Here is a 22895-nt window from a genome sequence, read left to right as displayed (position 1 = left end):
TCGGCCGCGGCCGACCGGATGACGAGCCTGCGCGTGCATACCAACCGATTCACCTTCGAGGACCTGGAGCCGAACGTGGGGATTATCGGATATGAATATATCCCCCAGGCCAATTTCGGCGAAGCCGCCACGATTTCGATCGACGAAGGGGAAGCCCTGACGATCGACCTCCCCATAGGCGGAGCGCAAAATCAGTACGTCTGGCTCAAGGACGGGGTCGTGATCGATGGCGCGACGAGCCGGGTGTTCTCCCGGCTGGCGGCCGTGTCGTCCGATGCCGGGGTGTACACCCTCCGCGTCACGAACACCACGGTCGTAGGCCTTACGCTCACCAGCCTGCCGGTGAGCGTGGCGGTGAACACGTCAGAACGGTTCGACGCCAACCTGCGGAGCCTGAATGTCTTGCCCCCCTTTTTCTCACCTGCCTCCGGCGCGTTCACGGCCGTACTGACGGATAGCCGGCTGGTGGTGACAGGAACGTTCAAGGACCTGGCGAACCCCTACTCGGGCGCCGCGCTGTACATCGGCCAGCCGAATGAGAACGGGATCCAGGTAACGACGTTAACCGCCACACTGAGCGGCACGGGGGGCGTGTTTGAAGCCGAACTGAACAGCATTCCCCTCACCACGAATCTGGCCGACGCCCTGCTGGCCGAGCGGTTGTACACCGTTCTCTTCACCACCCGCACGGACGCCCAGTCTGCCGTGCAGCAGGAGATGCGTGGGCATTTCTACCCGACCCCAAACCGGCCTCCGCCTGCCGCGACACTCACGGCGCCGGCCAACGGCGCTTCCATCGACCTGGCGGACGCCGGCGCGTTGACGGTGACGTGGACGGCCGAGCCGGATCCAGACGGGCATCCCACCGCTTTCCTGTGGGCGTACAGCCGGGAAGCGAGTTTTGCTTCCGTGGATGGTATCCTCAGGACGGAGCAGACGCCCTCGGTGTCGATCAGCCACGCCATCCTCGACGCCTTCCTGGCCTCTCGCGGCGTCGCACCCGGGGAGACAGCGACTCTCTTCCACGGCGTCGCCGTGACCGACGGGAGTCTGATAACGCTCAGCGAACCCCGATCGATTGCCCTCAAACGCAGCGTCAACAACACCCCTCCGTTTGTGCAATCGGCCATCGCGGACCGGGTGCTGCTGGTGGGGAGTCCGGAGGAGCGCATCGCGCTGAACGCCGTGTTCAGCGATCCAGAGGCCGATGTATTGACGTTCTCGGCAGTGTCGGACGCGCCGGACGTGGCAAGCGTGGCGATTGATCGGGACACCCTGATCGTCTCGCCAGGGGTCGTCGGGAGGGCACAGATCACCGTCTCGGCCATGGATCCGCGAGGGGGCACGACACAGGATGTGTTTAGCTTCACCGTAAACGTGCCGCCGCAGGTGGTGGCCCCGATTGCGGATCAGGCCCTCGTCGAGGGCGGAACAGCCTTCACGACGAGCCTGTCGGTCGTTTTCTCCGATGCCGACCCGTTGACCTATAGCGTCGTTTCGAACAACATGGGCGTGGCGACGGCGGAGATCGAGGGCGATGGAGTGACGCTCCGCGTGACGCCGGCGAACCACGGGACGGCGCGTATTACCGTGACCGCGACGGACGACAAGCGAAGCGGCGTCTCCACCGCGTTTAACGTGACCGTTCAGGAAGATCGGATCACCCCACCGCAGAGCGTCGCAGAAACGGTGAGCATCACCTTCGGCGACCCCACGCGGTCCACCAGCTACCGACTCGTCGGCCTCCCGGGGCAGGTCGCGCTGCCCCTGGCCCAGGCGATTCCCGGCGTGTTTGACGAGGATTGGGTGGCCTATCGGGACCGCGGCGATCCGGATCTAGAGGATCAGGAGGCTTTTCAAAAGTTCGACGGCAGCGCTCTGTTCGAATTCCGACCGGGGCGGGGTTTCTGGCTGCTGTCGAAAGCGGCCTGGGCGCGTTCGGATTCCCGCACGACCGTAGCGTTGGACGCCGAAAACGAATACGCGATCCTGCTGCAAGAAGGCTGGAACATCATCTCCAACCCGTTCGACATCGATTTGCGCTGGACCGATGTTCAGACGCGAAATGGGATCGACGAGTCTCTTTTTGCATGGAACGGGGCGTTCGCCGGCGCGACCACGTTCGCGTCGGCCCGGAGTGGGACGGCGTATTACTTCTTCAACGCAGACGCCCTGACCACGCTGGCGCTGCCGTACGTGCCGGCCTCCGTGTCCGGCCAGGCGCCGCCGCGCGGGTTGTCCCTGACGGCGCGCGCCGGCGAAGGACCGCCGAGCCAGGTCGTGGCCGGCGTGGGCGCAACGTATGCCGACCAGCTGGCGCCCCCACGCGGGTTCGAGACGACCAGCCTCCGGTTGCTACGAGCGGCCGGAGACACGCTCACGCGCCGGCGCGAGCTCGTCGAGGCCTACGAGACCGGCGGCCAGGAGGGGTACCGGTTTGACCTCTCGCTACGAAGCTGGCCCGGCGTGCCCCTCACACTTGAGGCCGAAAACGTCGATCTCTTCACCGGCCAGCGCATTGCGCTCGTGGACCCGCGGCTGGGAAAACGGTACGACCTCGATGTGGAGCCGACGGTTCATCTGAGTGCCGGCTCCCACCAGACCGAACTGATCCTGTTGATCGGCTCCGATGCGTATATTTCCGAGTCGGTGCGCGCATTGGCCCCGGCCGGCGTTGTCTTGACGCAAAACTACCCCAACCCCTTCTCGAGTGGCACCATTATTGAGTACGCACTACCGGAACCGATGCGCGTCAAGCTGGTCGTTTACGATACGCTTGGCCGGCTCGTCCAGGTACTGGTGGATGCCGAACGTGAAGCCGGATTTCACACGATCCGATGGGACCGAACAGGCGGAGCGTCGTATCCCGTACGCAGTGGTCTCTATCTGTATCGACTTGAAGCGGGAGATGTGCATGTCGTACGTTCCATGACGGTCATACGTTAGCGTTGCGACGGGCCACCTCCCGCCGCTGTTTTTTATTCCCCCCTGTTTGAATCATGTATCCGCGTCCGGAATCCTTCATAGGGAAAGAAGTGGACGGGCACCGTATCGATGCGGTGCTCGGGCGCGGCGGTATGGGCATTGTATTCAAGGCGGAGAATATCGAGCTTTCACGCACGGTGGCCCTGAAGATCATCAACCCGGCGCTGGCACAGGACGATTCGTTCATCCGACGTTTTCGGCTTGAGGCCCGGGCGCTGGCCCAGATCCATCATCCGAACATCGTCCTGGTCTACGCTTTCCGGCCGTTCGACTTCGGGTACTATATTTCGATGGAGTACGTACACGGCCCCACCCTGGCCGAGTACCTCGAAGCCAACGGCGCCCTGTCGTGGAACGAATCCGTCTTCTTGCTCAAGCAGATGCTTTCGGCCTTCCACTTCGCACACAGCGCCGGCGTCATTCACCGGGACATCAAGCCCCGCAACATCCTGCTGGCGCCGAACAATGTCGTAAAGATCACCGACTTCGGGTTGGCCAAGGTCGTGCAGGAAGGGGCCGCGTTCGCGCACGACACCACGGTTACCGTGGCTACCGGGGGGACGATCCATTACATGCCGCCGGAACAGATCCGCGGGCTAAAAAACGTCGATCACCGTGGGGACCTGTTCTCGCTGGGGATGTCGATGTATGAATCGCTCACCGGGACGTTGCCGTTCGACAAAAATGCCAGCGGCTACACCATCCAGAAGATCATCGTCGAGGAGCCGTTCCCGGATATCCGGAAGAACAACGCGGAGATCCCGCGCGCGCTGGCGAAGATCATCATGAAGGCGCTGGAGAAGGACCCCGACAAGCGGTACCAGTCCGCCGCCGAGATGAAGGCGGCCATCGAGGAGTTCGAAAATGAGCAGCACATGAGCGGGGCGACGACCCTGTACGTTCAGGGTTCGCAGATGCCTGGCGTGACGTTGCGGTCCTCGCGGGGTAAGCTCTACAGTCTGGTCGCCGCAAGCACCGTGTGCCTGGCGCTGGCGTTGCTCGTGTTTTATCGCCCCAACCGGGCTTCCAACGCCGACAGCGGGCTCAACGGAGACCCGACGCCGATCGCTTCCTATCCCCCGATGGAGCCGTCCGATACGCTCGTCAATCCGAACGACGGCGTCACGGTGATCCCTGGCGACATCCTTGACTCCCTCGCGGCGCCGGTAGACACCAGCGCCCTTGTAGCGATCCCCATCACCGCCGAGACCGGCGGCATGCGGATTCGGACGGAGCCCACCGGTGCGAGCATCCGGATCAATGGGCGGTATTACGGCCGAACGCCGGCCAACCTGAACGAGCTCCCAGCCGGTCCCCTTCGGATCTCGCTCGAACGGCAGGGTTACATGCCGGTTGTGGTCGAGGACCGGATTGAAGCCGGCGTTGTCCGCACGAGCCGCACGACGTTGCTACCCGTGCAGGGGACCATTTCGCTGAGCGTCCGCCCGTTCGGCGATGTGTATGTCGGTGGCGAGTTGGTCCAAGCCGGCGTTCAGGATTCGCTGGAGCTCCACCTTCCGCCGGATACCCACCTCGTTTCCGTCCGCAACCCCGACTTCGGCGAGTGGCGCAGCACGGTCATCGTGACGCCCGGCGATCCGAAGGTGATGTCGGTAGATTTCACGCAGACGATCCGCCTGATCGTCACCACATTCGATCTCGACGGGAATCGCGTGGAAAGCGCGGAGATCATGCTGGACGACAAGCCGACCGGTTCATATACCCCCGGGCCGGTCGACATCCCCATCGGTGTGCGCCGTTTGGAGGCTCGTATCGAAGGGTACGAGCCCGCTTATCCCATCGAAGCTAGAAACTTCGACGGTTCTGTATCCGGCCCCCTTCGTTTCATCCTCCGCAAACTGCCCGAAGACGGGTAACGCTGATGAAGTACATTTCCACCGGCTGGCTGACCCGCGCCCTCGCGCTCGCCTCGATCCTTATGATGTCGCCCCTGGTGGCATTCGGGCAGGATACCGCGTATTGCCAGCGCCAACGGAATGCCGCAGAGAGCGCCTATTACAATGGCGACTTCGAGCGGGCCATTCAACTGTTCACGCCGTGCATCGAGGCCGGCGCCTATACGGGTGCAAACGCCGCGTCGCCGTATACGCTCGCCGCTCGCTCGCACTATGTGCTCGGCGCCACCGACGAGGCGCGCGCTCTGATTGTCGCGCTGTTTGAGCACGCCCCGTCGTATACGCCCGATCGGCGCTTGCCACCTCCCTTTCGGGCCTTCATCGACGAAGTAAAGGCCGGCATGCTCGCCGACGGCCGGCTCACCCCGCCGGCCGCGCCCATCGTCCAGACCGAGAATCCGCCGATCGCACCGCCCGACACCCTCACCATGGCCACTCCGGAACCCGGGCCTCGCAGCTCACGTCGACGCGGCCTGCTCTTTGGTGGCGGCGCCGCTGTCGCCGCGGCCGGCGTGGCCACGGCCGTTCTGTTGAGCGGGGGAGGCGACGAACCGCCTCTGGAGGAACCGGACTTTGCGACGCCTATCGGCCGGCCGGGGGGGCAGTGAGTGCGCACAAGCATTGCTCACACCTCATGTGACCCATTGCTCAGTTTCGCGGGGCTATGGGTCTCAGGATGACGGGTTGCTGCCAATAACCAATAGCACCATCACTTAAGGATTGGACCTTACGGGCCGATACTCCCTTCGAGGTCACCTGCTCCGGCAGGTGTCAATAGCATGAGAACACCCGCAAGGGTGGACCTCTTTCTGTGGTGGGTCAACGCCCGGTCTTCGGATCGGGCGTTGTTTTTTTATGTGACGATGAGTCAGAGCGCGGCGTAATCGTCCAGCATCACTTTGAGCCGGATCAGGAGCCGCATGGCGCGCATGGCACCTTCGGCGAAGTCCTCCTGCGAAATTGACGGGTCTTGCAGACCATTTTCCAGGTACTCCTTCGTGTCCTCGTAAAGCCGATTCAGCGCATCGATCTCGGCGATGAGGCGATCGCGATCCTGCTGCGAAACCATGGTATGTGTCATATTGGGCGGCGCATCGAAGGCGCGCATAGTCGACAGAGTGCGATGAACATACGAACATCCGGGGCCGATTAAAAGGGCACGCCGGCACGGCGTTGGCGAACACGTCCTCCAACGAGGCTTCCGGCGTTCCGAGGTCCAGTATTCCGGCACCCTTTTCCGCCGGCTTGTTATCTTTTGCCGCGAATCGGCCGTTTCGCCAGGGCCAGCCCTAGCGTGCATCCTCCATGCCTTTTGCGATCTGACCACCCGCCCTCGGGCGTGCGACTATCATGAGCGAATCCCGCACGTTCTCACGCGTCACAAGCGGCACGTCGGCAGAGGCCGACGGCGTGCTTGAGCCGTTGCGAGCCTTGCGGGAAGCCGTCGCCGAGTTGGAGCGCGAGGCCGGGTCGCTCGGTGCGAAGTTGGACGAGGTGAGCGAATCGCTCCAGCGCGAAAAGGCGCGCAACCGCACCCTTACCGAGCAGCTGGCCCGCCTCGAAGGCGGTCGCACCGACGCGTACGAGGCCAAGCAGGACTTTCTGGCGATCATGAGCCATGAACTCCGAACGCCGCTGAACGGCATTCTGGGCATGGCCGAGTTGCTGGCCGGCACGCCCCTCAACGACGAGCAACTGGACTACGTACAGACCGTCAAGGAAAGCGGTACGAACCTGCTGTCTATCGTCCGGAACGTGCTGGACTACAGCGAGCTCAATTCCGAACGATCGGAGCCAGACCGGGTATGGACCGACCTCGAACCCCTACTCGCGGAGGTCGCCGCGGATGCGTTTCATGAGGCGTTCCAGAAAGGGCTCCAGGTGTATGCTCGGCTCGATCCGAAACTGCCGGCCGCCATTGAAACCGATCCTACGCGACTCCAGAAGATCCTCGAGTGCTTGTTGAGCAACGCCGTCAAGTTCACCGCAACGGGATCGCTCACCCTGCATGCCGCGGTGGTGGAGTTGGGCACGGCTCGAGCCCGACTGCATTTCGCCGTGAGCGACACCGGTGTCGGGATAGACCCCGCCCAGCAGGCGCACATCTTCGACCTCTTCTACCAGGCCGACTCCTCCGACACGCGCGCCTACGGCGGCACCGGGATCGGCCTGGCGCTGGCCCGGCAGCTGGTGCGCACCCTCGGCGGCGAGTTGGCGGTGAGCAGTACCCCGAACGCCGGCTCCCGATTTTCGTTTGAGATCGAGGTCCCGGCGCTGGCGGTCGTCCCTCCGGTGCTCGACACGCTCCTTGCTACCGGCGGATTCGCCGCGATCACCGACAACCCGGCAGTGGGCGATCACATCGAGGCCCTCGCCGAGCGCTGGCGGATCCCGATCCCCATCTTTTCCGGACCCGCAGCCCTCGCCGAGGCCCATCGCGACGGGACGGAGACATCCATGGTACTGATAGATCTGCCGGCGGACGATATCGCCCTCACAACGCTGTTCAGCCAGTTGCCGGCCGGGTTGCCCGTGGTGGGCCTGTCCCGCCCGGGCCAGCAGATCCCGCCCGACCTACGCGGCCGTGTCGCCGCAACCGTTGCGCATCCGATCTGGGCATCCGTGTTGCTCGACGCGATTCACTTCACGTTCGCGCTGGAGCAGGAGCGTCGGAAGCGCGAGCCCATCTCCCGAACCCTGACACCATCCCCGACACCGCCGCTCGAGACCCGGCCCGGGCCACAGATTCTACTGGTAGACCAGCACCCCGTGAACCAGCGGATCGTTGGCCAGATGTTCCAGCGGCTCGGATGCCGCGTGACCCTTGCCACGAGCGGGGCAAAGCTGGCCGGCGTTGTGTCCGCCGGCGCCTTCGATGCCGTGTTGATCAACGCCAACATCCTCGAGCCGGACGGCTGCACGGCCGCCATCCGTCTGCGCGAGGCCCTGGGTCCGGCCACCCCGCCGCTCTTCGCGATCGGTATGGGCGTAACCACCCCACATACGCCGCGCTTCGCGAGCGCCCGCTTCGACGGCACCTTTACCGCCCCCTTCACGCTGGATCAGATGAAGGATATTCTGGTGCGGGTGAAGCGGTAAGCAGAGGTTCGGGTTCCGAATCCCAATCTCGTATCTTGCCGCGAAGCGTTCTCCACCTTCCCCGCGGCCCCATGCGCAGCAAACTTTCCTCGTTCGGCCCCGCACTGTTTATGCTCGGCGCCACCATTGGCACGGGCAGCGTGTCGTCTCTTGTCATTGCCGGGGCCGATCATGGGACGGCGCTGTTGTGGGCGTTGGCGTTGTCGTGCGTGTTTTTCTGGGTGCTGGTCAGCGCCATGAGCCGGCTTACGTTCGCGAGCGGAGACACCTTCGTAGCCGCCGTGCGGCGGCATATCGGGAAGCCAGCGGCGTTTTATATCGTGATCGCCATCGTGATCGGGCAGTTTTCGTCCAACATCGGCGTGTTGGGAATCGTCTCCGAGGCCGTGGCGTCGTGGCTGGGCGTGAGCTTCCTGGGGTCGGCGCTTTTCTGGTGCAGTCTGGTCTACGCCATGATCTATTTCGGATCGTACGCGCGGTTCGAAACCATGCTGACCCTGCTCGTGGCGTTGCTGGCGTTGAGTTTTTTCGCCGAGTTGTTTTTTGTGGGTGCCTCACCGGCAGCCATCCTTGCGGGCCTGACCCCCTCGATCCCGCCCGGCGGGGCCGTCGTGGTCGCTGCGATGGTGGGGACGACCCTCGCCGGCAGCATCGTCGTCATGCGCTCGTTTGTGGTGGCAGACAAAGGGTGGGGATTGGCGGAGCTGAAGCACGAACGCCGGGATGCACTCGTCTCCGCCGTGCTGGTGTTTGTGGTCTCGGGGATTGTGATGACATGCGCCGCGGCGACCCTGCATGCTCAGGGTATCCGGGTGGAAAAGGCGATCGATATGGCCTTTACGCTGGAGCCGCTCGCGGGTCGATTTGCGGCCTCGCTGTTTGTGGTGGGGATCGTGGCCGCCGGCGTGTCGTCCGCCTTCCCGAACGCGCTAGTGTCGATCTGGACGATATCGGACTACTTTCAGTTGAGCCGGAGCCCGCAAGCCCTCCACTTCCGTCTGATCGCCGCGGCGTATTGCGCGGCCGGCCTGATCGCGCCGCTGACCGGCGGCCGGCCGGTGTTCATCCAGATCGCCTCCCTGGCCGTGCAGGCACTGTTCATGCCGGTGCTGGTGATCTTGATGCTCATCCTCCTGAACCGCAAAGACGTCGTCGGCGAGCACACGAATTCGCCGGCGATGAACGTGATGTGTGGGATTGCACTGGTGTTTACGAGTTTCATGGCGTACCAGGCAGTGGTGGGACTTTACGAGATGATTGAAAATTGAAAATTGAAAATCGATCTGCTTCCTATATTGGCGGGCTCGATTCTTTATTCAACATTACCCTCTTTTCCTCCTCATGGCGCAAGCGATTCAAGTACCGGACGGCCGGCTGTTTCTGGGTGGTTCTCCTGAAGGCGGGGCGTCGGCTCCGGTGTTTATAAAGACCGGGGACCTGACGACGCACGGCGTGATCGTCGGCATGACGGGGTCGGGTAAGACCGGCCTCGGAATTGTGTTGCTCGAAGAAGTGCTGCTGTCCGGCCGGCCGGCGTTGATCTTAGATCCGAAGGGCGACATGGGCAACCTGTTGCTCGCGTTTCCGGAGTTGGCCGGGGCCGATTTCTTGCCGTGGGTGAGTAAGGAAGAAGCGGAGAAAGCCGGCAAAACCCCCGAGGACTTCGCCGACGGAACCGCGCAGAACTGGCGGGACGGGCTGGCGTCGTGGGGCATCCTGCCCGAGCGGGTGAAGGCGCTGCGGGAGAAGGCCGAGTTCACGCTCTACACCCCGGGGTCGACGGCCGGCGTGCCGATGAACATCGTCGGCTCCCTCCAGGCCCCGAAGACGCCCGGCGGCGTCGAGATCATGCGGGACGAGATCGAGGGGTTTGTGTCGAGCCTCCTGGCGCTCGTCGGCGTCACCGGAGATCCCATCAGCAGCCGCGAGCACATCCTGCTCGCCAACCTCATCGAGCACGCCTGGAATCAGGGGCAGGACCTGGATCTGGCGATGCTCGTCGGCCAGATTCTCAATCCACCCATGCGGAAGCTGGGCGTCATCGAGTTGGACGCGTTTTTCCCCGAGAAAGACCGCCGGCAGCTCGCGATGCGTATAAACGGCCTGCTCGCCTCGCCGTCGTTCAGCGCCTGGATGGAGGGGCCGCCGCTCGACATCGACGCGTTGCTCTTCACCCCCGAGCGTAAGCCGCGCGCGGCCATCCTGTCGCTCGGTCACCTCTCCGACGACGAGCGGCAGTTCGTCGTCACCCTCGTCCTGGCCAAACTCATCACCTGGATGCGCGGGCAGCCGGGGTCCGAGGACCTGCGTGCGATCGTATACATGGACGAGGTGTTCGGCTTCGTCCCCCCCACCGCCGCGCCCCCCAGCAAAAAGCCCATCCTGACCATCCTCAAACAGGCCCGCGCGTTTGGCGTGGGGATGGTGCTGGCGACGCAGAACCCGGTGGATATCGACTACAAGGCGCTATCGAATACCGGCCTGTGGATGATCGGCCGGCTGCAGACCGAGCGCGACAAGGGCCGGCTGATGGACGGCCTCTCGTCCGCCAGCGGCGGGGTGGATATCAAGCTGCTCGACAAACAGATCAGCGGGCTGCAAAAACGGCAATTCGTGTTACACTCGACTAAAAACGCCGCGCCGTCCCTGTTTACCACCCGCTGGGCGATGTCGTACCTTCGCGGCCCGATGACGCGGGAAGAGATCGGCCGGCTGACGCAGCAGGCGCCCGAGCGGAGCGGAGCGGCGAAACCCGCGGCCGCCGCCTCGTCCGTCGCGTTTTCTTCCATTGCCAGCACCGTCGCTCCCGATGTAGCACCGGGCGTCCGCGCCTACTTCCTGCATCCGGCGGCCGACTGGCGGGCCGTGCCCGGGTTCAACCCGAGGGGCGCCACCTTCGCCGCCGCCGTCGCCGCCCGCGTCCATCTCATGTACGACGACAGCAAGGCCGGCATTCGGCACACCGAGGAGTGGGAGGCCGTCTTCCATCCCCTCACCAACCAGCTGACGGGCGAAGACGCCATCGCGATCGACTACGACGACCGCGACCTCCTGCCCAGCCCACCCGATGGCGCGCAGTTCGTGCTGCCCGAGGCGGACATCCAGAAGCCGGCGTTTTTTAAAGCCCTCACCGATTCCCTCTCCGACCACCTGTTCCGCAGCCAGGCCCTTACCATCTACGCCAACCCGAAGCTGAAGCTCTTCTCCCGCCCTGGCGAGGCGCAGGCCGACTTCGACGCCCGCTGCCAGGCAGCGGCGCAGAGCCGGGCGGACGAAGAGGCCGCGAAACTCCGGGAGACGTACAACAAGCGCATCGCCCGTGCCGGCGAACTCGTCGACAAGGCGCAGGACCAGCTCGAACAGCTCAAACAGGACCACAGCACCCGCAAAACCGACGAGATGCTTTCGGGTGTGGGATCGCTGCTGTCCGTCTTCCTCGGCGGCCGCAAAACGGCGCGCGGCATCGCAACGGACCTCCGCCGGGCGAGTTCAAAACGAACACAGACGAGCAAGGTATCCTCCCGACTCGATCTCGCCGAGGACAAGGTGGCCGGCCAGCTCGCGGAACTGCAATCCCTGGAGGAAGAACTGGGCGATGCCCTGCTGAAGCTGGACGAGACCTGGGATGGGGTCGCGCGGGAGATCGAGGAGATCGCCGTCAATCTCGAAAAGTCCGACATCCGGATTGCGAGCATGTCGCTGGTGTGGGTGCCGGTGTGATGGGTTGCAGGTTGGCAGGTTGCGGGTTGGCAGGTTGGCGTGTTGGCGGGCCAAGGTGAATCTCCACCAATCACAAAGCATCACGTCATCCCGGCCTCCGATCCGGGATGACACAATGAGTGGCATTAGGAACACCACAACGGTTTATAATCAGTTTCAAGGTCGACTTCTGATGGCTTCATTGTTTTTTGTGCTGTTGTTTATTGTTTCTGGCTGCCAGGCGCAGCCTTCGGCCGGCGTTGAGGCTCAGCGTTCGACGGGTACGGTCGCGATCACCGGCGAGCTGAAGGCGTGGCACCGGGTTACCCTGTCGTTCGATGGGCCGGCGGCATCCGAGACCGGACCTCCCAATCCGTTCATGGATTACCGGATGGACGTCACCTTTCAGCACGGCGACACCCGGTTCGTCGTCCCGGGCTTCTACGCGGGTGATGGCGACGCGGCGGAAACGGGCGCCGAGGCCGGTGGGGTGTGGCGCGCGCACTTCGCGCCGGACATGGTGGGGACATGGACCTATGCCGTATCCTTCCGAGTAGGACCGGGCGTAGCCGTCGCGGACGATCCGGCAGTCGGCCAACCGGGCGCCTTCGATGGGCAGACAGGCTCCTTCGAGGTCGGGCCCAGCGACAAAACCGGGCGCGACTTCCGGGGCAAGGGCCGGCTCGAATACGCCGGCGAGCGGTATTTCCGGTTCGCGGGGAATGGGGAGTACTTCCTAAAAGGCGGCACCGACAGCCCCGAAAACCTGCTGGCGTATGCCGATTTCGACAACACGACGGCCGGCAAGGCGATTCTCCACCGGTACACGCCCCACGTGGCCGACTGGCGGGAAGGCGATCCTACCTGGCGCGGCGAAAAGGGGAAGGGCCTGATCGGCGCGCTGAATTACCTGGCGAGTGAAGGCCTCAACAGCGTCTATTTCCTCACGATGAACGTGGAAGGCGACGGCGACGATGTCTTCCCCTATACCTCAAAAAGTGAACGGACGCGATTCGACGTCAGCAAGCTCGAGCAGTGGGAAATCGTTTTCAGTCACATGGATAGCCTCGGGTTGATGCTGCATGTCGTCACCCAGGAAACCGAGAATGACCAGCTGTTGGATGGCGGCGAGCTTGGGCCGGAGCGCCGGCTGTATTACCGAGAGTCCATCGCCCGCTTCGCGCACCACCCCGCGCTCGTCTGGAACCTAGGCGAAGAAAACACCAATACCGACGCTCAGCGCAAGGCGTTTGCCGGCTACCTGCGCGCGCTCGATCCGTACGATCATCCGATCGTCATCCACACCTTTCCCGGCGAGTACGACGCCGTCTACGCCCCGTTGCTCGGGTTCGACGGGATCGACGGGCCCTCGCTCCAGATGGGCGACATGACCCGGACGTACGCCGAGACGCAGCAGTGGATTGCCCGAAGCGCCGAGGCCGGCCGGCCGTGGGTGGTAAGCCTGGACGAAATCGGTCCGCACACCGACGGCGTCACCCCGGACGGCCCCGGCAACAACCACGACGCCGTGCGCCGGCACGCGTTATGGGGGAATTTGATGGCGGGAGGAGCCGGCGTGGAGTGGTATTTCGGGTATGAACATCCCCACACCGATTTAAATCTGGAGGATTTTCGCTCCCGCGACGCGTTCTGGGATTACACGCGCCACGCTCTCGCGTTTTTCCGGGAGCACCTGCCTTTCGACCGGATGGTCCCCAAAAACGACCTGCTCGAACCCGGGACCGACGCCTGGGTGCTGGCTGTAGCGGGTGAGGTGTACGCGGTGTATGCGCCGGCGGGAGGATCGGTCAGGATCGATCTGAACGATAAAGACGGCATGGTGCGCGTACGCTGGTTCAACCCGCGGACGGGGGAGTTTGCGCCGGCCGTGGCCCGGCTCGTCGGTCGCGGCGACCCGGCGCAACCGTTCGGGCAGTACCGGACGCTCAAAGCGCCGGATACGGAGGGGGATTGGGTGGCGCTGCTGCAGTGAGGAGGGAATGGCCTGGGTCGCGATCATCAAATTCAACGTCACGAAGCGAGGAAACAACCATGTACCGCGTAGGCATTTTAGGATTGGGGCACTGGTATTCGGCATACGGAATGGCGCGGGGCCTCGTGGAGTACCCGAAGGCCCGGCTCGTGGCGGTCGCGAGTCCGGACGCCGGCAAGTTGGAAGCGTTCGCCCGGACGTTCAGCATCGACGCGTATTCGAGCTACGCCGAGCTGCTTGAAAAGGCGGATGTCGACATCGTAGTCATCGCTTCCCCGGTCTCCGAGATTCCCGATTGCGCCGAGCAGGCGGCTCGTGCCGGCAAACACATCGTGCTCGGAAAACCGATGGCCATGACCCTGGAGCAGGCCGACCGGATGGTGCGGGTCATCGAGGAGGCCGGCGTGGTGTGTGTCCCCTTCCAGGTGATCACCCGGCTGGGCGCGATGGGCGTGAAGCAGCGGATCGACCGGGGAGATATCGGCGAGGTGCTCGTGATGCACCAGACGAGCCGGTGGTCGATAGCCGAGGACTGGCCTCGTTCCGGCAAGCCGGGCTGGTTCGTGGATCCGAAGCACGTGCCGGGCGGCGCGCTGATCGACGAGGGGATTTATGCGATCGAGTTATTCAGCTGGCTGGCGCAGAGCCCGATCGTGGAGGTGGAGGCACGGGTGGCGAACCTGGTGCATAAGGATATCCAGGTAGAAGACTGGGGGATGGCCACGTTTACGCTGGCGAACGGCGTGGTGGCAACGCTGGAGGGGAGTTGGACGATTAATGCCCCGCGGACTACGGGTCCGTCGCCGAAGCAAAACGCCGTGGTCCGCCTCGAGGTGATCGGGTCGCGGGGCGAGATCATGACGCAGTTCTTCCGGGACCCCGGCGTGGCCGTGCTGGCGGCGGGAGCTGAAAACTGGGTGTTCGAGCGGAAAGCCGGCGAACAGTTCGGGCCGGTGCTCCCGGGCCCGATCGCGCATCTGATCGACTGCCTGGAGCAGGGCCACCCCCCACTCGCCACGCTCCACGAAGCCCTTAACTCATTTGCCGCGGCGATGGCAGCGTACGAGTCGGTCCGCCAGGGCCGGCCGGTGCGGGTAGCCATCGAGCGACGGCCGAACCCTGGAGGTAAGCATCATTGATTTCATGGATCCAGGACGTGAGGGATGCTTAACGAGCGTATCTACATGGTATGCACCCTGTATGGAGGTAACCGATGACCATCAAAACAAGCATCATACAAATCGGCAACTCGCAGGGCATTCGGATTCCGAAGCCCCTACTAGAAAGCGGCCTTTCGGGCGAGGTCGAGCTAGAAGTAGCCAATAACACGATCGTCATCCAGGCGGTCAGTCGCCCTCGGAAAGATTGGGATGCAGCGTTTGCCAGCATGGCTGAGCAAGGAGACGATGTGTTAACGGATTGATGCGGCCACCCAGGAGCAGGTATTTCGCGTTTTATCCGAACTGTTTTCGCCCTGACTTTGATCACGTTCTTACTCGTTCTTCGCCACGATCCGCACCCTTTCGACCCCATCGATCAGGGCCAGCGCGAATTCGGCGGAGGTGATGGGGCCGTCGAACAGGTTGAGGGATTCGAGGGTGGCCTTGAACGCCTCGGCCTGGAATCGGCGCATCGGCGTAAGCGCGATGTCGACGGCCGTTTGGGGCTGACCCGAGGCATCCCGGGGCCGCTTTTTGACGACGCCGGCGGCTGACACGTCGAAGCCGGCGTGCAGGGTAGCAGGCTTCAGGCCGACATCCAGGGACCGGATACGCTCGCCCTCGAACAGGGCCAGCAGGATTCCCGGCGAGAGGACCTCCAGGCGCACCCGCGTCAACGGTTCAGGCAGTTCGCCGTCCGTGGTGTCGACGCGTTTCCCGCTGGCCTGGATGGTCAGATGGGGCCACTGGGTGACGGCGGACGAGCGGAGCAGAAATCCACATAGCGGGGCGTCATCGGGATCCGGCGCCTCGGGCAGATCCGCTGGCGGTGTCCGGGTCGGCGCGTGGCCCACCGCGAACGCCCCGTGCAGCAGGTGCGCCAGCCAGCGCCGATCCACCTTAAACAACCGGAGCGATTCAGGCGGCAGCATGGCCTCGTCGGGGATGAGGTACTGGAATGGGACTGGCCGGAGGAGGCGTAGTGTATCGAACCAATCGTCGATGACCGCCGGCAGATCGGGCGGCAGGGCGGCCTGGGCAGAACCATGGTTGGGGCCGTGGTGCACCACCAGGCGCCGAACGGCCATCAGGTCCCGCGCATGCCAGCGTTTCCACAGGAAGAGCTGCGAAGCCACATGCTTATTGGCCAGCGTCAGCAGCCGGCCCAGCTCCCATGCGGCGGCGTAGGTGACATCCATCCGGCCGGCCGCCATGCCCAGCAGGGCATCGGCGTGGATCGCTTCATCTGGATCCCCCACCCCCGCCGGCTCGGGGCTAAACGGGCTTCGATACCAGGAGATCGACTTCTGGCCATTGCGCAGGCGGTGCCGCAGCGGGGTGGTCGTCTGTGCGGAGGCCACGTCGAGCGCGTTGAGCTGCCCGGCCAGGCTCGGCCCGCCGGCGACACAGCTGAATCGCCATGTCGCCAGGCTGATGAGCGTCACATCACCCGCGGCGGGGCTGAGCCGGCCGTCGGCGTAGCGTCCTTCCAACGAGACGAGGTGCACGATGCCGGGGGCATCCGCTTTCGGCAACCGGTTGCCCAGGACGACGGCGCGTTCGTTGTCGTCTTCGTCCCGCCGCACGTGCGCGAGTAGTTTCAGATCAGCGGCGGAGGGCAGGAGGGTCTTCAGCGTGTCGGCAGCGACGGTGATGTAGGTCACCGGGTCGTCGCCGGATTCGCCTGCCTCGCTATCCGCCTCGACCGCTCGCCCTGCGGCGTCGACCAGGGCGAGCGCCTTCAGGGGTTTGACGCCGGCGTCCTTGATCTCCCCTTCATCAAACACCAGTACGGCCAGCCACGGCGTGGATGCCATGGCCAGGCGCTCCCAGGGCAACGTGCTCCGGGTAAGGACGATGTGGGGCAGGGCATGCGCGTGGTCTCCCATGCTGCCGGGTGGAGGAAACATCGCCTGGATATCGCTGGGCGTGAGGTGAAACCGGGGGCCGGCCACATGGAAATCCGCCGTCGACTCGAAGCGTTCGCCCTGGATGGTTTGCTGGACGCGGACGGAATAGGCGCCTGATTTAAGCGCGGGTTCGTGTTTTTCGACGAAATAGATGGGGCGATCCAGCTCGTCCACGGGGGTCTCGCTCTTCGTGGGACGGACGAGCCGGCTCCCCCAGCGGCTGCTTTCGATCGAGACACCGATGCCCTGACCAACGCCGAGACCGACGGATTCCGGCGCGAGCGGCCACCAGGCCACGAGGGTCGACGGGAACGGATCCTGGGGCGAAGAGGCCGCGAGATGCCCGTGCATCTCATCGACAATTTGTTGGTGGGAGCGCCGGCCGGACCAGATCGCGACGCCGGCCATCTCCCCACGATACACGCTGTCGGTGGCATCCGTCGCCAGCCATCCGCCCAGGATGAGGCGCTGGTGGTCGGTCAGCGTGCCCTCGGAGTGGACCGCCATCCTGGCGCGCTGCACGCCGTCGATATAGACGATGTCCTCGATCGGCTCGCCGGCCTCGCGGTGGCAGACGACCGCGACGTGGTGCCATTTTCCATCGTTGACCGAGACCCCGACGGAACCGCTCGAGCTGATCCGGAGGCCGGACGGGTCCGCGATCGACCAGCGGTCGCCGGCGTTGTCCATCGGCTCGCTGTTCGAATAATCGGAATAGGTGAACAGATGCGTCCCGCCCGCGTCGCCGCCGCACCGGAGCCACATCGTGACCGTCCGGCTGCCGACGGGAAACCCGTTGAACGACCAGACGCTGCCCATCGACACGGCGTTGTCCTGGATGACGATTTCCAGGGCCTCGAACCGGTTGGGGGATTGGTCGACAAATCGGTTGGAGGGATAGTCGCGCGAGGCAGGATCCAGCGGCAGCGACAGGTACAAACCGGGCTCCGTACCGGCCACGACGGCCGTCTGGTCGCTGGCGACCTCGGCCGGCGTCATCACCCGCGCCCACACCCTCAGGTCCCGGAGGGCGCCGGCGAAAATGCCGCTCGGTTGCAGTTCGTTGTGCTGCGCGGGGCGATACCCGATAAACAGTGGGCCGGATGCGATGATGCGCGGGATAAAGCCCGGTTCGACGCCGTCGTCCGTGAACACCCACGACCGCTGTCCCACCTGCCGGCCATCGACATACACGACGACGGTAGCGCCGTTTGCGCCGGCGGCCGACTGGCTCCACGTGACGGCCAGGTGGTGCGTCGCGCCATCCAGCAGGTTCGTCGCCAGGGAGACCACCACGCCTCGGGTCTGCCCGAAGCCGACCGTGACCGACTGCGACCAGATGTCGATCGAGAACCTCGCCTGGGTCCAGTCGACACTACCGGTCTCATCGTCACCCAGGGAAATGAGCATGCCGGGGGAGGTCGATCGGACCTTCAGGCTCACGGTAAACGCCGTCGTTGGGAAGCCTCCGACAAACGCCTGGAGAAAGCGAGGTCCGCCGAACGACGTACTGCCGATTTCGTCATCGATCATCCCGAAGTCTGCGGTCAGCATGGGGGTCTCGTGGAGGAGTTAGGGCGTGGGTTGGGTGCGGAATGAGATCAGGCCGGCCGGATGAGGGCCTCGAAGTAGTCGGCGGTGACGGTGTCGGTGGGCCAGTCGGCGAAGGGGGAAGAGGGTATACCGGCGGCGAGGGGTCCGGGCAACCAGGGCATCGGGGCGGTCGGGGCGAAGGCGTCCGGCCGGAGCGTCGTCTGGTACCCCAATTGGCGGGGCGTGATCGCTGGCGTGCTGTCCGGCACCTCCGGCGAGGGCGCCGCGACGCGGATCCCGCAGAGCAGCGGGTCGGTCATCTCCGGGCCGGCTCCGCTGCGTGCGTTTTCCAATCCGTCCGAACCCCACAGCGCCGAGGGCTGCCGTTTGAGCAGCGCCGTGGAGGTGGTGAAGGGCGTCGGACCGGAGAAGGTGACGGAGAGCATGGAGTCGGGCGACCGGACGTCCATCGGCGGTATCCCGAAGGCCGGCGTTGAGCCTACAAGCTCGATGCCCGTCACCTGGCTCGCCGGCACGGCGCTCTGGATGGTGATCGCGAGGTCTTTCGGGTGGATGACGCCTAGGTGCTGGACGCCGTTCGACCGTTTCGGGCCCTGTTTGATGAGCCCGCCGGCGACGCCGAACGTGATCCGCTCGTCCTCAGCCGGCAGCATCGTCTTAAACGACGTCCAGTCGATCGGCTTGCCGCTCGTACTGGGGCTCGGGCCAAACGAAATCGTAAAACTCACGAAGGCGAGGTGGATCGTCGCCGTGCCGGCGAAGTCGGGCCCCCAGACGGAGAGGTCCGCCCCGACATCTGCCGTGAAGGTGTGGCTTCCGAAGTGGTTGAAGGTGTAGGATACCCCGACATCCACATAGATTTCGGCCTCGTAGTGGTACGGCTTCCAGGCCAGGAGGAAGTCGGCATCCGCGATGAACCAGGCTTTTATGTTGTCGCTTTTCCACACGGCTTCGAGCCGGCCGCCGGCCATGATCGCCGAGGGCACCAGGGCGAAATAGGCCTGGCCGCTCAGCGAAAGCTCGTCGCTGACCTGCCAGTTAAAACCGAGGCGGGGCACCTGCGGGTAGTGCGCCGGCGGCTGGTAGTGCCGATGGTAACCGCCGATCGAAAGCGCGAAATCCCCCTCGTGCGGGCCGCCGAACCAGCTATAGAACCCGAAGCCGCCGGTGATCTGGCAGGCTTTCGAGAGGATGTAGGAGGCCGGCGTGAGCTGCGCGCTGACGCCCAGAAAACCCGGATCGGGGAGGAACGTCGCCTTCAGGGCCAGCTGGACCCGCGCCAGCGGATCCGGCTCGCCGGGCTTTTCGGCGACGGGCACGACAAGGGTGGAGAGCCCGAGCACATCCACCTCCACCTGATGCCCCCAGCTTACCGCCAGCAAGGCAAACGAGTCGATGAGCTTAAACGACGAAAACCGGATGCCGATGGCAAAAAACCGGTCGCCGGAGGACGGAGGGAGGTAGGCCTGGAGCCCCTTCAGTTCGGTGGCGATGTCTTTCCCCGTCGCCCCGCTGACGGCTTCCTGGACGAGCGGGAACGCCGCGACCTGGTCGATGCCCGGCATGCGCAGGGCGCGGTTGTAGCCAAAGCCGGCCGCGAGGCCCGTGACGAAGAAAAACGCCGGCCCGCCGATGGGCATGTCCAGCACGGCGTAGACAAACAGCGACGGGTGGCCGTCGAGCGAGGCGTAGGAGCCGATGGCGCCTAGCGCGAACGACGCCAGCCGAATCCCGGCGGCGCCGGCGTATTCGTCGAAGGCAGGTTGATCGGCGATGGCGTCGTGGTGGATATGAAGAAAGGCGCCGTTGATACCCACTGAGCCTACATCGACCGCCAGGCCCAGCCCCTGCAGGTCGTATTCCGGCTTAAACGCGGCGAGCGGTGAGCCCACGCTCAGCCCCATGAGGGAGAGGGTCACATCGCCCAGTCCGAGCCCACCATCCAGGAGGATGTGCAACTCGTTCGCCTTCAGCTGCGCCCCCACCCGGCTCAGGTGAACGGGCCCGAACGAGCGCTCGACCGTGTACCATTTCGGGGCTCCGGATTCTGCCGGCGGCGGCGTATTCGCCGGTGGGGCCGGCGAACCTGTCAACAGCCCCTGAGGCGCTCCGGCGGCCATGAACAGGGGGATGTCGTGCCCGCTCCAGCTCAGTCGGGCGGAGACCGATGGGCCGGCCGGCAGCCGGGCACTCGCGGCGGCTTCGCCTTTCGGCGCCTCGGGGACGGGGATGGCGCCATCGGGGGCGAGGTACTGGTTGTACGTGGTGATCTCCGGCGAAGTAAACGCCGCGGACGCCATCAGGAAGTTGAGCCGATCCACGACGAGCGTGTCGCCGGAGAACGCCTGGCCTACGAGCGGCAGCCGGCTGACATCCAGCCGGGCGCCCAGTTCGATCCCGAACAGAAACCGCCCGGTGGGTATTGGCGCTCCGCCCGAGCCGGCAGGGGGATCGGTTTGATGGAGAAAAAAGGCCTCTTTGACGGTCAGCTCGATGCCATCGGGGATGACCTGCGCCACGGTAGCCGAGAGCGAAGCCGCGAGTTGTTTCGGATTGAGGGTCACGTCTCCGGCATACCGGGCCAGGAGGAGGTCCGCCCGGTCGATGAGTTGGAAACGCAGCGTCCCGAGCGTGAGATCAAACGTCGCGTCGTACCCGCCGTCCGAGAGCCGGTGGCGGAGTTCCAGGCCGAGCCGGACGTGGCGTTCCTCGCCATCGAGCGGGAATTTCACGGCGAAAGCGCAGCTGAAGTCCTTTTTGCCGGTGTCGAAGTCGATGTGGAATTCATCCACCACCAGATCGCTGATGCTTTTCGGGACCGCGACGACGCCGAAGTGGTGCGCGAGCCGTTCGACGAGGGCGCCGACGGCGATGACCTCGTTGCGTTGGAGGGCGCCCCGGAAGCGCCAGCCGGCGCCGGCGCCGGTGCGCACGTCGGCGGAGACGAGGAGTTCGAAGGGCTGGTGATCCGGGTCGCCGAGGCGCAGCAGGGCTGAAAACGAGGCCTCTTTGTCGCCCCAGCTGTACCGAGTGGCGTTAAACGCGACCTCCTCGAGGGCCACCGACGTCCCGCCGACCACGACCGACCAGGCCGGCACAGCCGCGATGCTCGCGGCGATGCTGAACGTCCCCTCGAGGTCCGCGCGGACCACGAATTCCTCGACGACGAGGTCCGCCGGACGCAGATTCGCGTCCAGCCCCCGTTCCTCGAACAGCTTCCCGATGGGGATCGCCTTCGCCTCGGCGAGTTGGATCTCGATGGAGAAGTCCGGCAGGGCAACCATCCCCAGCACCGACGCATCGAGGAACGTGGCGTTGAAGACCACGGCCCCCATGAGGCGATCCGTGATGGGCAGCGAGGAGCCAAACGGATCGCGGACGATGACCTCGACGACCTCGATGGCGTCGAGGCTGAGGACGCCCTCGATGAGCGTCACCTTGCCGGTATCGACGCCAACATAGAAGCCCGTGTTGGCCACGCGGTGGGCGCCGTTTGGGCCGGCGACAACCTCGATGGTGAGTCCTTTCAGGCTCACGGCGGCGAGGGCGCGGGCGACTACATCGGGGAGGTGCGTCTTGAGAAAATCGGGCGTGTGGCCGTCGCCGATGAGTGCGGCGAGGTGGTCCACGTCGATCCCCTCGTGGGCGCTGGCGGCGAACTCCGCCAGCCACTCCACCGTGTCGCTCTGCCCCAGCATCCGTTCGGCGGCGAGGCGCGCGGTGACGCCGGCCTGTGGGAGCGCGAGGTCGCCGAACAGAGCCATCACCGGTTCGAGCGCCGGGTTGTCCGTCAGCCAGGCGGCGGTGAGTGGACTGTAGACGCCAAAGCCGAGCCTGAAATTCAGGCTCGCGCCGATGGCGATTTCCGCCGAAAATGCGGCGGTGAGGTGGATGCCCGGGAGGTGCGGCGCTTCCCACGGAAAGCGGATCCCGGGTAGCGTGAGCCCCATTTCGCCGCCGGCGCGGACGATGGGGCCGGCGAGCGTAACCTCCTCCGCCGCGAGAATGCCCAGCGCCCCGACGACGCCGGCGGGGGTCATTCGCATGATGGCGTTGAGGCCCGGCGCGAGCGTGACGGCGCCGAAGGCTTGTCCGCCAAGGGTGAGCGCTTCGTTGAGGCTGTGGGAGGAGAATACGAGCCAGGCGTGGCGGATGGCCAGTCCGTCGAGGATCGGTGTCTGGGTCGGGTTCGAGAGGTCGCGCAGGTCCGTGGTTTTCGGCATCAACGGGAAGCTGTCGCCGAATTTCCAGTTGGCGGGGGCCTGGAGGAAGAGGTCGCCCTTCAGTGTCTCGGCGGCGTCGCCGGCGGGAGGCAGGAGGGTGAGGTGGACGCGCACGGTTCCGCCGGCCGGCCACGCCAGCTCGCCCGTCGTGGCCTGCGCGAGCGTGCCCGTCAGCCACAGGTCATCGGCCGTGGACGATTCCACCGCCGGCTGGCGGAGGACGACGCCGGCGGGGATCCAGGCCGCGATGAATGTATGGACGGGCCCCCAGTCGGCCGTGACGGGGAGGTCGGCCGAAGTAGGTTGAGACAGGTGCTGGAGCAGGTCGCGGGGTGGGGTCGGCATGTGTTGGAAAG

12 protein-coding genes are annotated in these 22895 nt (G+C 64.9%); 9 read left to right on the top strand and 3 right to left on the bottom strand.

The window, feature by feature from the left end; translation table 11 throughout:
* From SH809_05255 to SH809_05245, 3 genes are all read left to right on the top strand, one after another.
* On the top strand, window positions 1-2946 hold a 2946-nt coding region (locus tag SH809_05255), incomplete at its 5' end, for a SusE domain-containing protein (protein MDZ4699095.1).
* 53 nt (window positions 2947-2999) lie between these two features.
* A complete protein-coding gene (locus SH809_05250; GenBank protein ID MDZ4699094.1) occupies window positions 3000-4862 on the top strand; it encodes a serine/threonine-protein kinase in 1863 nt (620 codons plus the stop codon).
* Between the two features lie 5 nt (window positions 4863-4867).
* On the top strand, window positions 4868-5509 hold the full coding sequence (locus tag SH809_05245; protein ID MDZ4699093.1) for a hypothetical protein: 642 nt from the start codon (window positions 4868-4870) through the stop codon (window positions 5507-5509).
* Window positions 5510-5769: 260 nt separating this feature from the next.
* Here the strand turns inward: SH809_05245 and SH809_05240 are convergent, their stop codons facing one another.
* Window positions 5770-5982, bottom strand: a complete 213-nt coding sequence (locus SH809_05240; protein ID MDZ4699092.1) for a hypothetical protein — start codon at window positions 5980-5982, stop codon at window positions 5770-5772.
* Window positions 5983-6251: 269 nt separating this feature from the next.
* Here SH809_05240 and SH809_05235 point away from each other — a divergent pair, with 269 nt between their 5' ends.
* From SH809_05235 to SH809_05210, 6 genes are all read left to right on the top strand, one after another.
* Window positions 6252-8000 carry an ATP-binding protein gene (locus tag SH809_05235; GenBank protein ID MDZ4699091.1) on the top strand — a complete coding sequence of 583 codons (1749 nt, stop codon included), beginning with the start codon at window positions 6252-6254 and terminating at the stop codon, window positions 7998-8000.
* A 71-nt stretch (window positions 8001-8071) separates the two neighbouring features.
* Entirely contained in the window at window positions 8072-9268 is a 1197-nt protein-coding gene (locus SH809_05230; GenBank protein MDZ4699090.1) for a divalent metal cation transporter, read from the top strand.
* A gap of 73 nt (window positions 9269-9341) precedes the next feature.
* Window positions 9342-11720, top strand: a complete 2379-nt coding sequence (locus tag SH809_05225) for a DUF87 domain-containing protein (protein ID MDZ4699089.1) — start codon at window positions 9342-9344, stop codon at window positions 11718-11720.
* 172 nt (window positions 11721-11892) lie between these two features.
* Window positions 11893-13692 (top strand): DUF5060 domain-containing protein, encoded by a 1800-nt coding sequence (locus tag SH809_05220; protein MDZ4699088.1) that lies wholly within the window; start codon window positions 11893-11895, stop codon window positions 13690-13692.
* A gap of 59 nt (window positions 13693-13751) precedes the next feature.
* Window positions 13752-14831: a Gfo/Idh/MocA family oxidoreductase gene (locus SH809_05215; GenBank protein MDZ4699087.1), complete on the top strand. Its 1080-nt coding sequence runs from the start codon at window positions 13752-13754 to the stop codon at window positions 14829-14831.
* A 74-nt stretch (window positions 14832-14905) separates the two neighbouring features.
* Window positions 14906-15115: an AbrB/MazE/SpoVT family DNA-binding domain-containing protein gene (locus SH809_05210; protein ID MDZ4699086.1), complete on the top strand. Its 210-nt coding sequence runs from the start codon at window positions 14906-14908 to the stop codon at window positions 15113-15115.
* A gap of 69 nt (window positions 15116-15184) precedes the next feature.
* Here the strand turns inward: SH809_05210 and SH809_05205 are convergent, their stop codons facing one another.
* Together SH809_05205 and SH809_05200 are read right to left on the bottom strand one after the other, a co-directional pair.
* Window positions 15185-18316 carry a LamG domain-containing protein gene (locus SH809_05205; GenBank protein ID MDZ4699085.1) on the bottom strand — a complete coding sequence of 1044 codons (3132 nt, stop codon included), beginning with the start codon at window positions 18314-18316 and terminating at the stop codon, window positions 15185-15187.
* Between the two features lie 47 nt (window positions 18317-18363).
* Window positions 18364-22884 (bottom strand): DUF6603 domain-containing protein, encoded by a 4521-nt coding sequence (locus SH809_05200; GenBank protein ID MDZ4699084.1) that lies wholly within the window; start codon window positions 22882-22884, stop codon window positions 18364-18366.
* Window positions 22885-22895: the final 11 nt, after the last annotated feature.

The organism is Rhodothermales bacterium (assembly GCA_034439735.1).
Lineage (GTDB): Bacteria > Bacteroidota > Rhodothermia > Rhodothermales > JAHQVL01 > JAWKNW01.
Note: the sequence above shows the minus strand (reverse complement) of the source record. Positions and strands in the feature narration are given on the sequence as shown.

Bases quoted from the DNA above. Each gene is read 5' to 3' on its own strand.
- SH809_05250 (MDZ4699094.1), top strand. From the start codon at position 3,000: ATGTATCCGCGTCCGGAATCCTTCATAGGGAAAGAAGTGGACGGGCAC.
- SH809_05245 (MDZ4699093.1), top strand. From the start codon at position 4,868: ATGAAGTACATTTCCACCGGCTGGCTGACCCGCGCCCTCGCGCTCGCC.
- SH809_05240 (MDZ4699092.1), bottom strand. From the start codon at position 5,982: ATGACACATACCATGGTTTCGCAGCAGGATCGCGATCGCCTCATCGCC.
- SH809_05235 (MDZ4699091.1), top strand. From the start codon at position 6,252: ATGAGCGAATCCCGCACGTTCTCACGCGTCACAAGCGGCACGTCGGCA.
- SH809_05230 (MDZ4699090.1), top strand. From the start codon at position 8,072: ATGCGCAGCAAACTTTCCTCGTTCGGCCCCGCACTGTTTATGCTCGGC.
- SH809_05225 (MDZ4699089.1), top strand. From the start codon at position 9,342: ATGGCGCAAGCGATTCAAGTACCGGACGGCCGGCTGTTTCTGGGTGGT.
- SH809_05220 (MDZ4699088.1), top strand. From the start codon at position 11,893: ATGGCTTCATTGTTTTTTGTGCTGTTGTTTATTGTTTCTGGCTGCCAG.
- SH809_05215 (MDZ4699087.1), top strand. From the start codon at position 13,752: ATGTACCGCGTAGGCATTTTAGGATTGGGGCACTGGTATTCGGCATAC.
- SH809_05210 (MDZ4699086.1), top strand. From the start codon at position 14,906: ATGACCATCAAAACAAGCATCATACAAATCGGCAACTCGCAGGGCATT.
- SH809_05205 (MDZ4699085.1), bottom strand. From the start codon at position 18,316: ATGCTGACCGCAGACTTCGGGATGATCGATGACGAAATCGGCAGTACG.
- SH809_05200 (MDZ4699084.1), bottom strand. From the start codon at position 22,884: ATGCCGACCCCACCCCGCGACCTGCTCCAGCACCTGTCTCAACCTACT.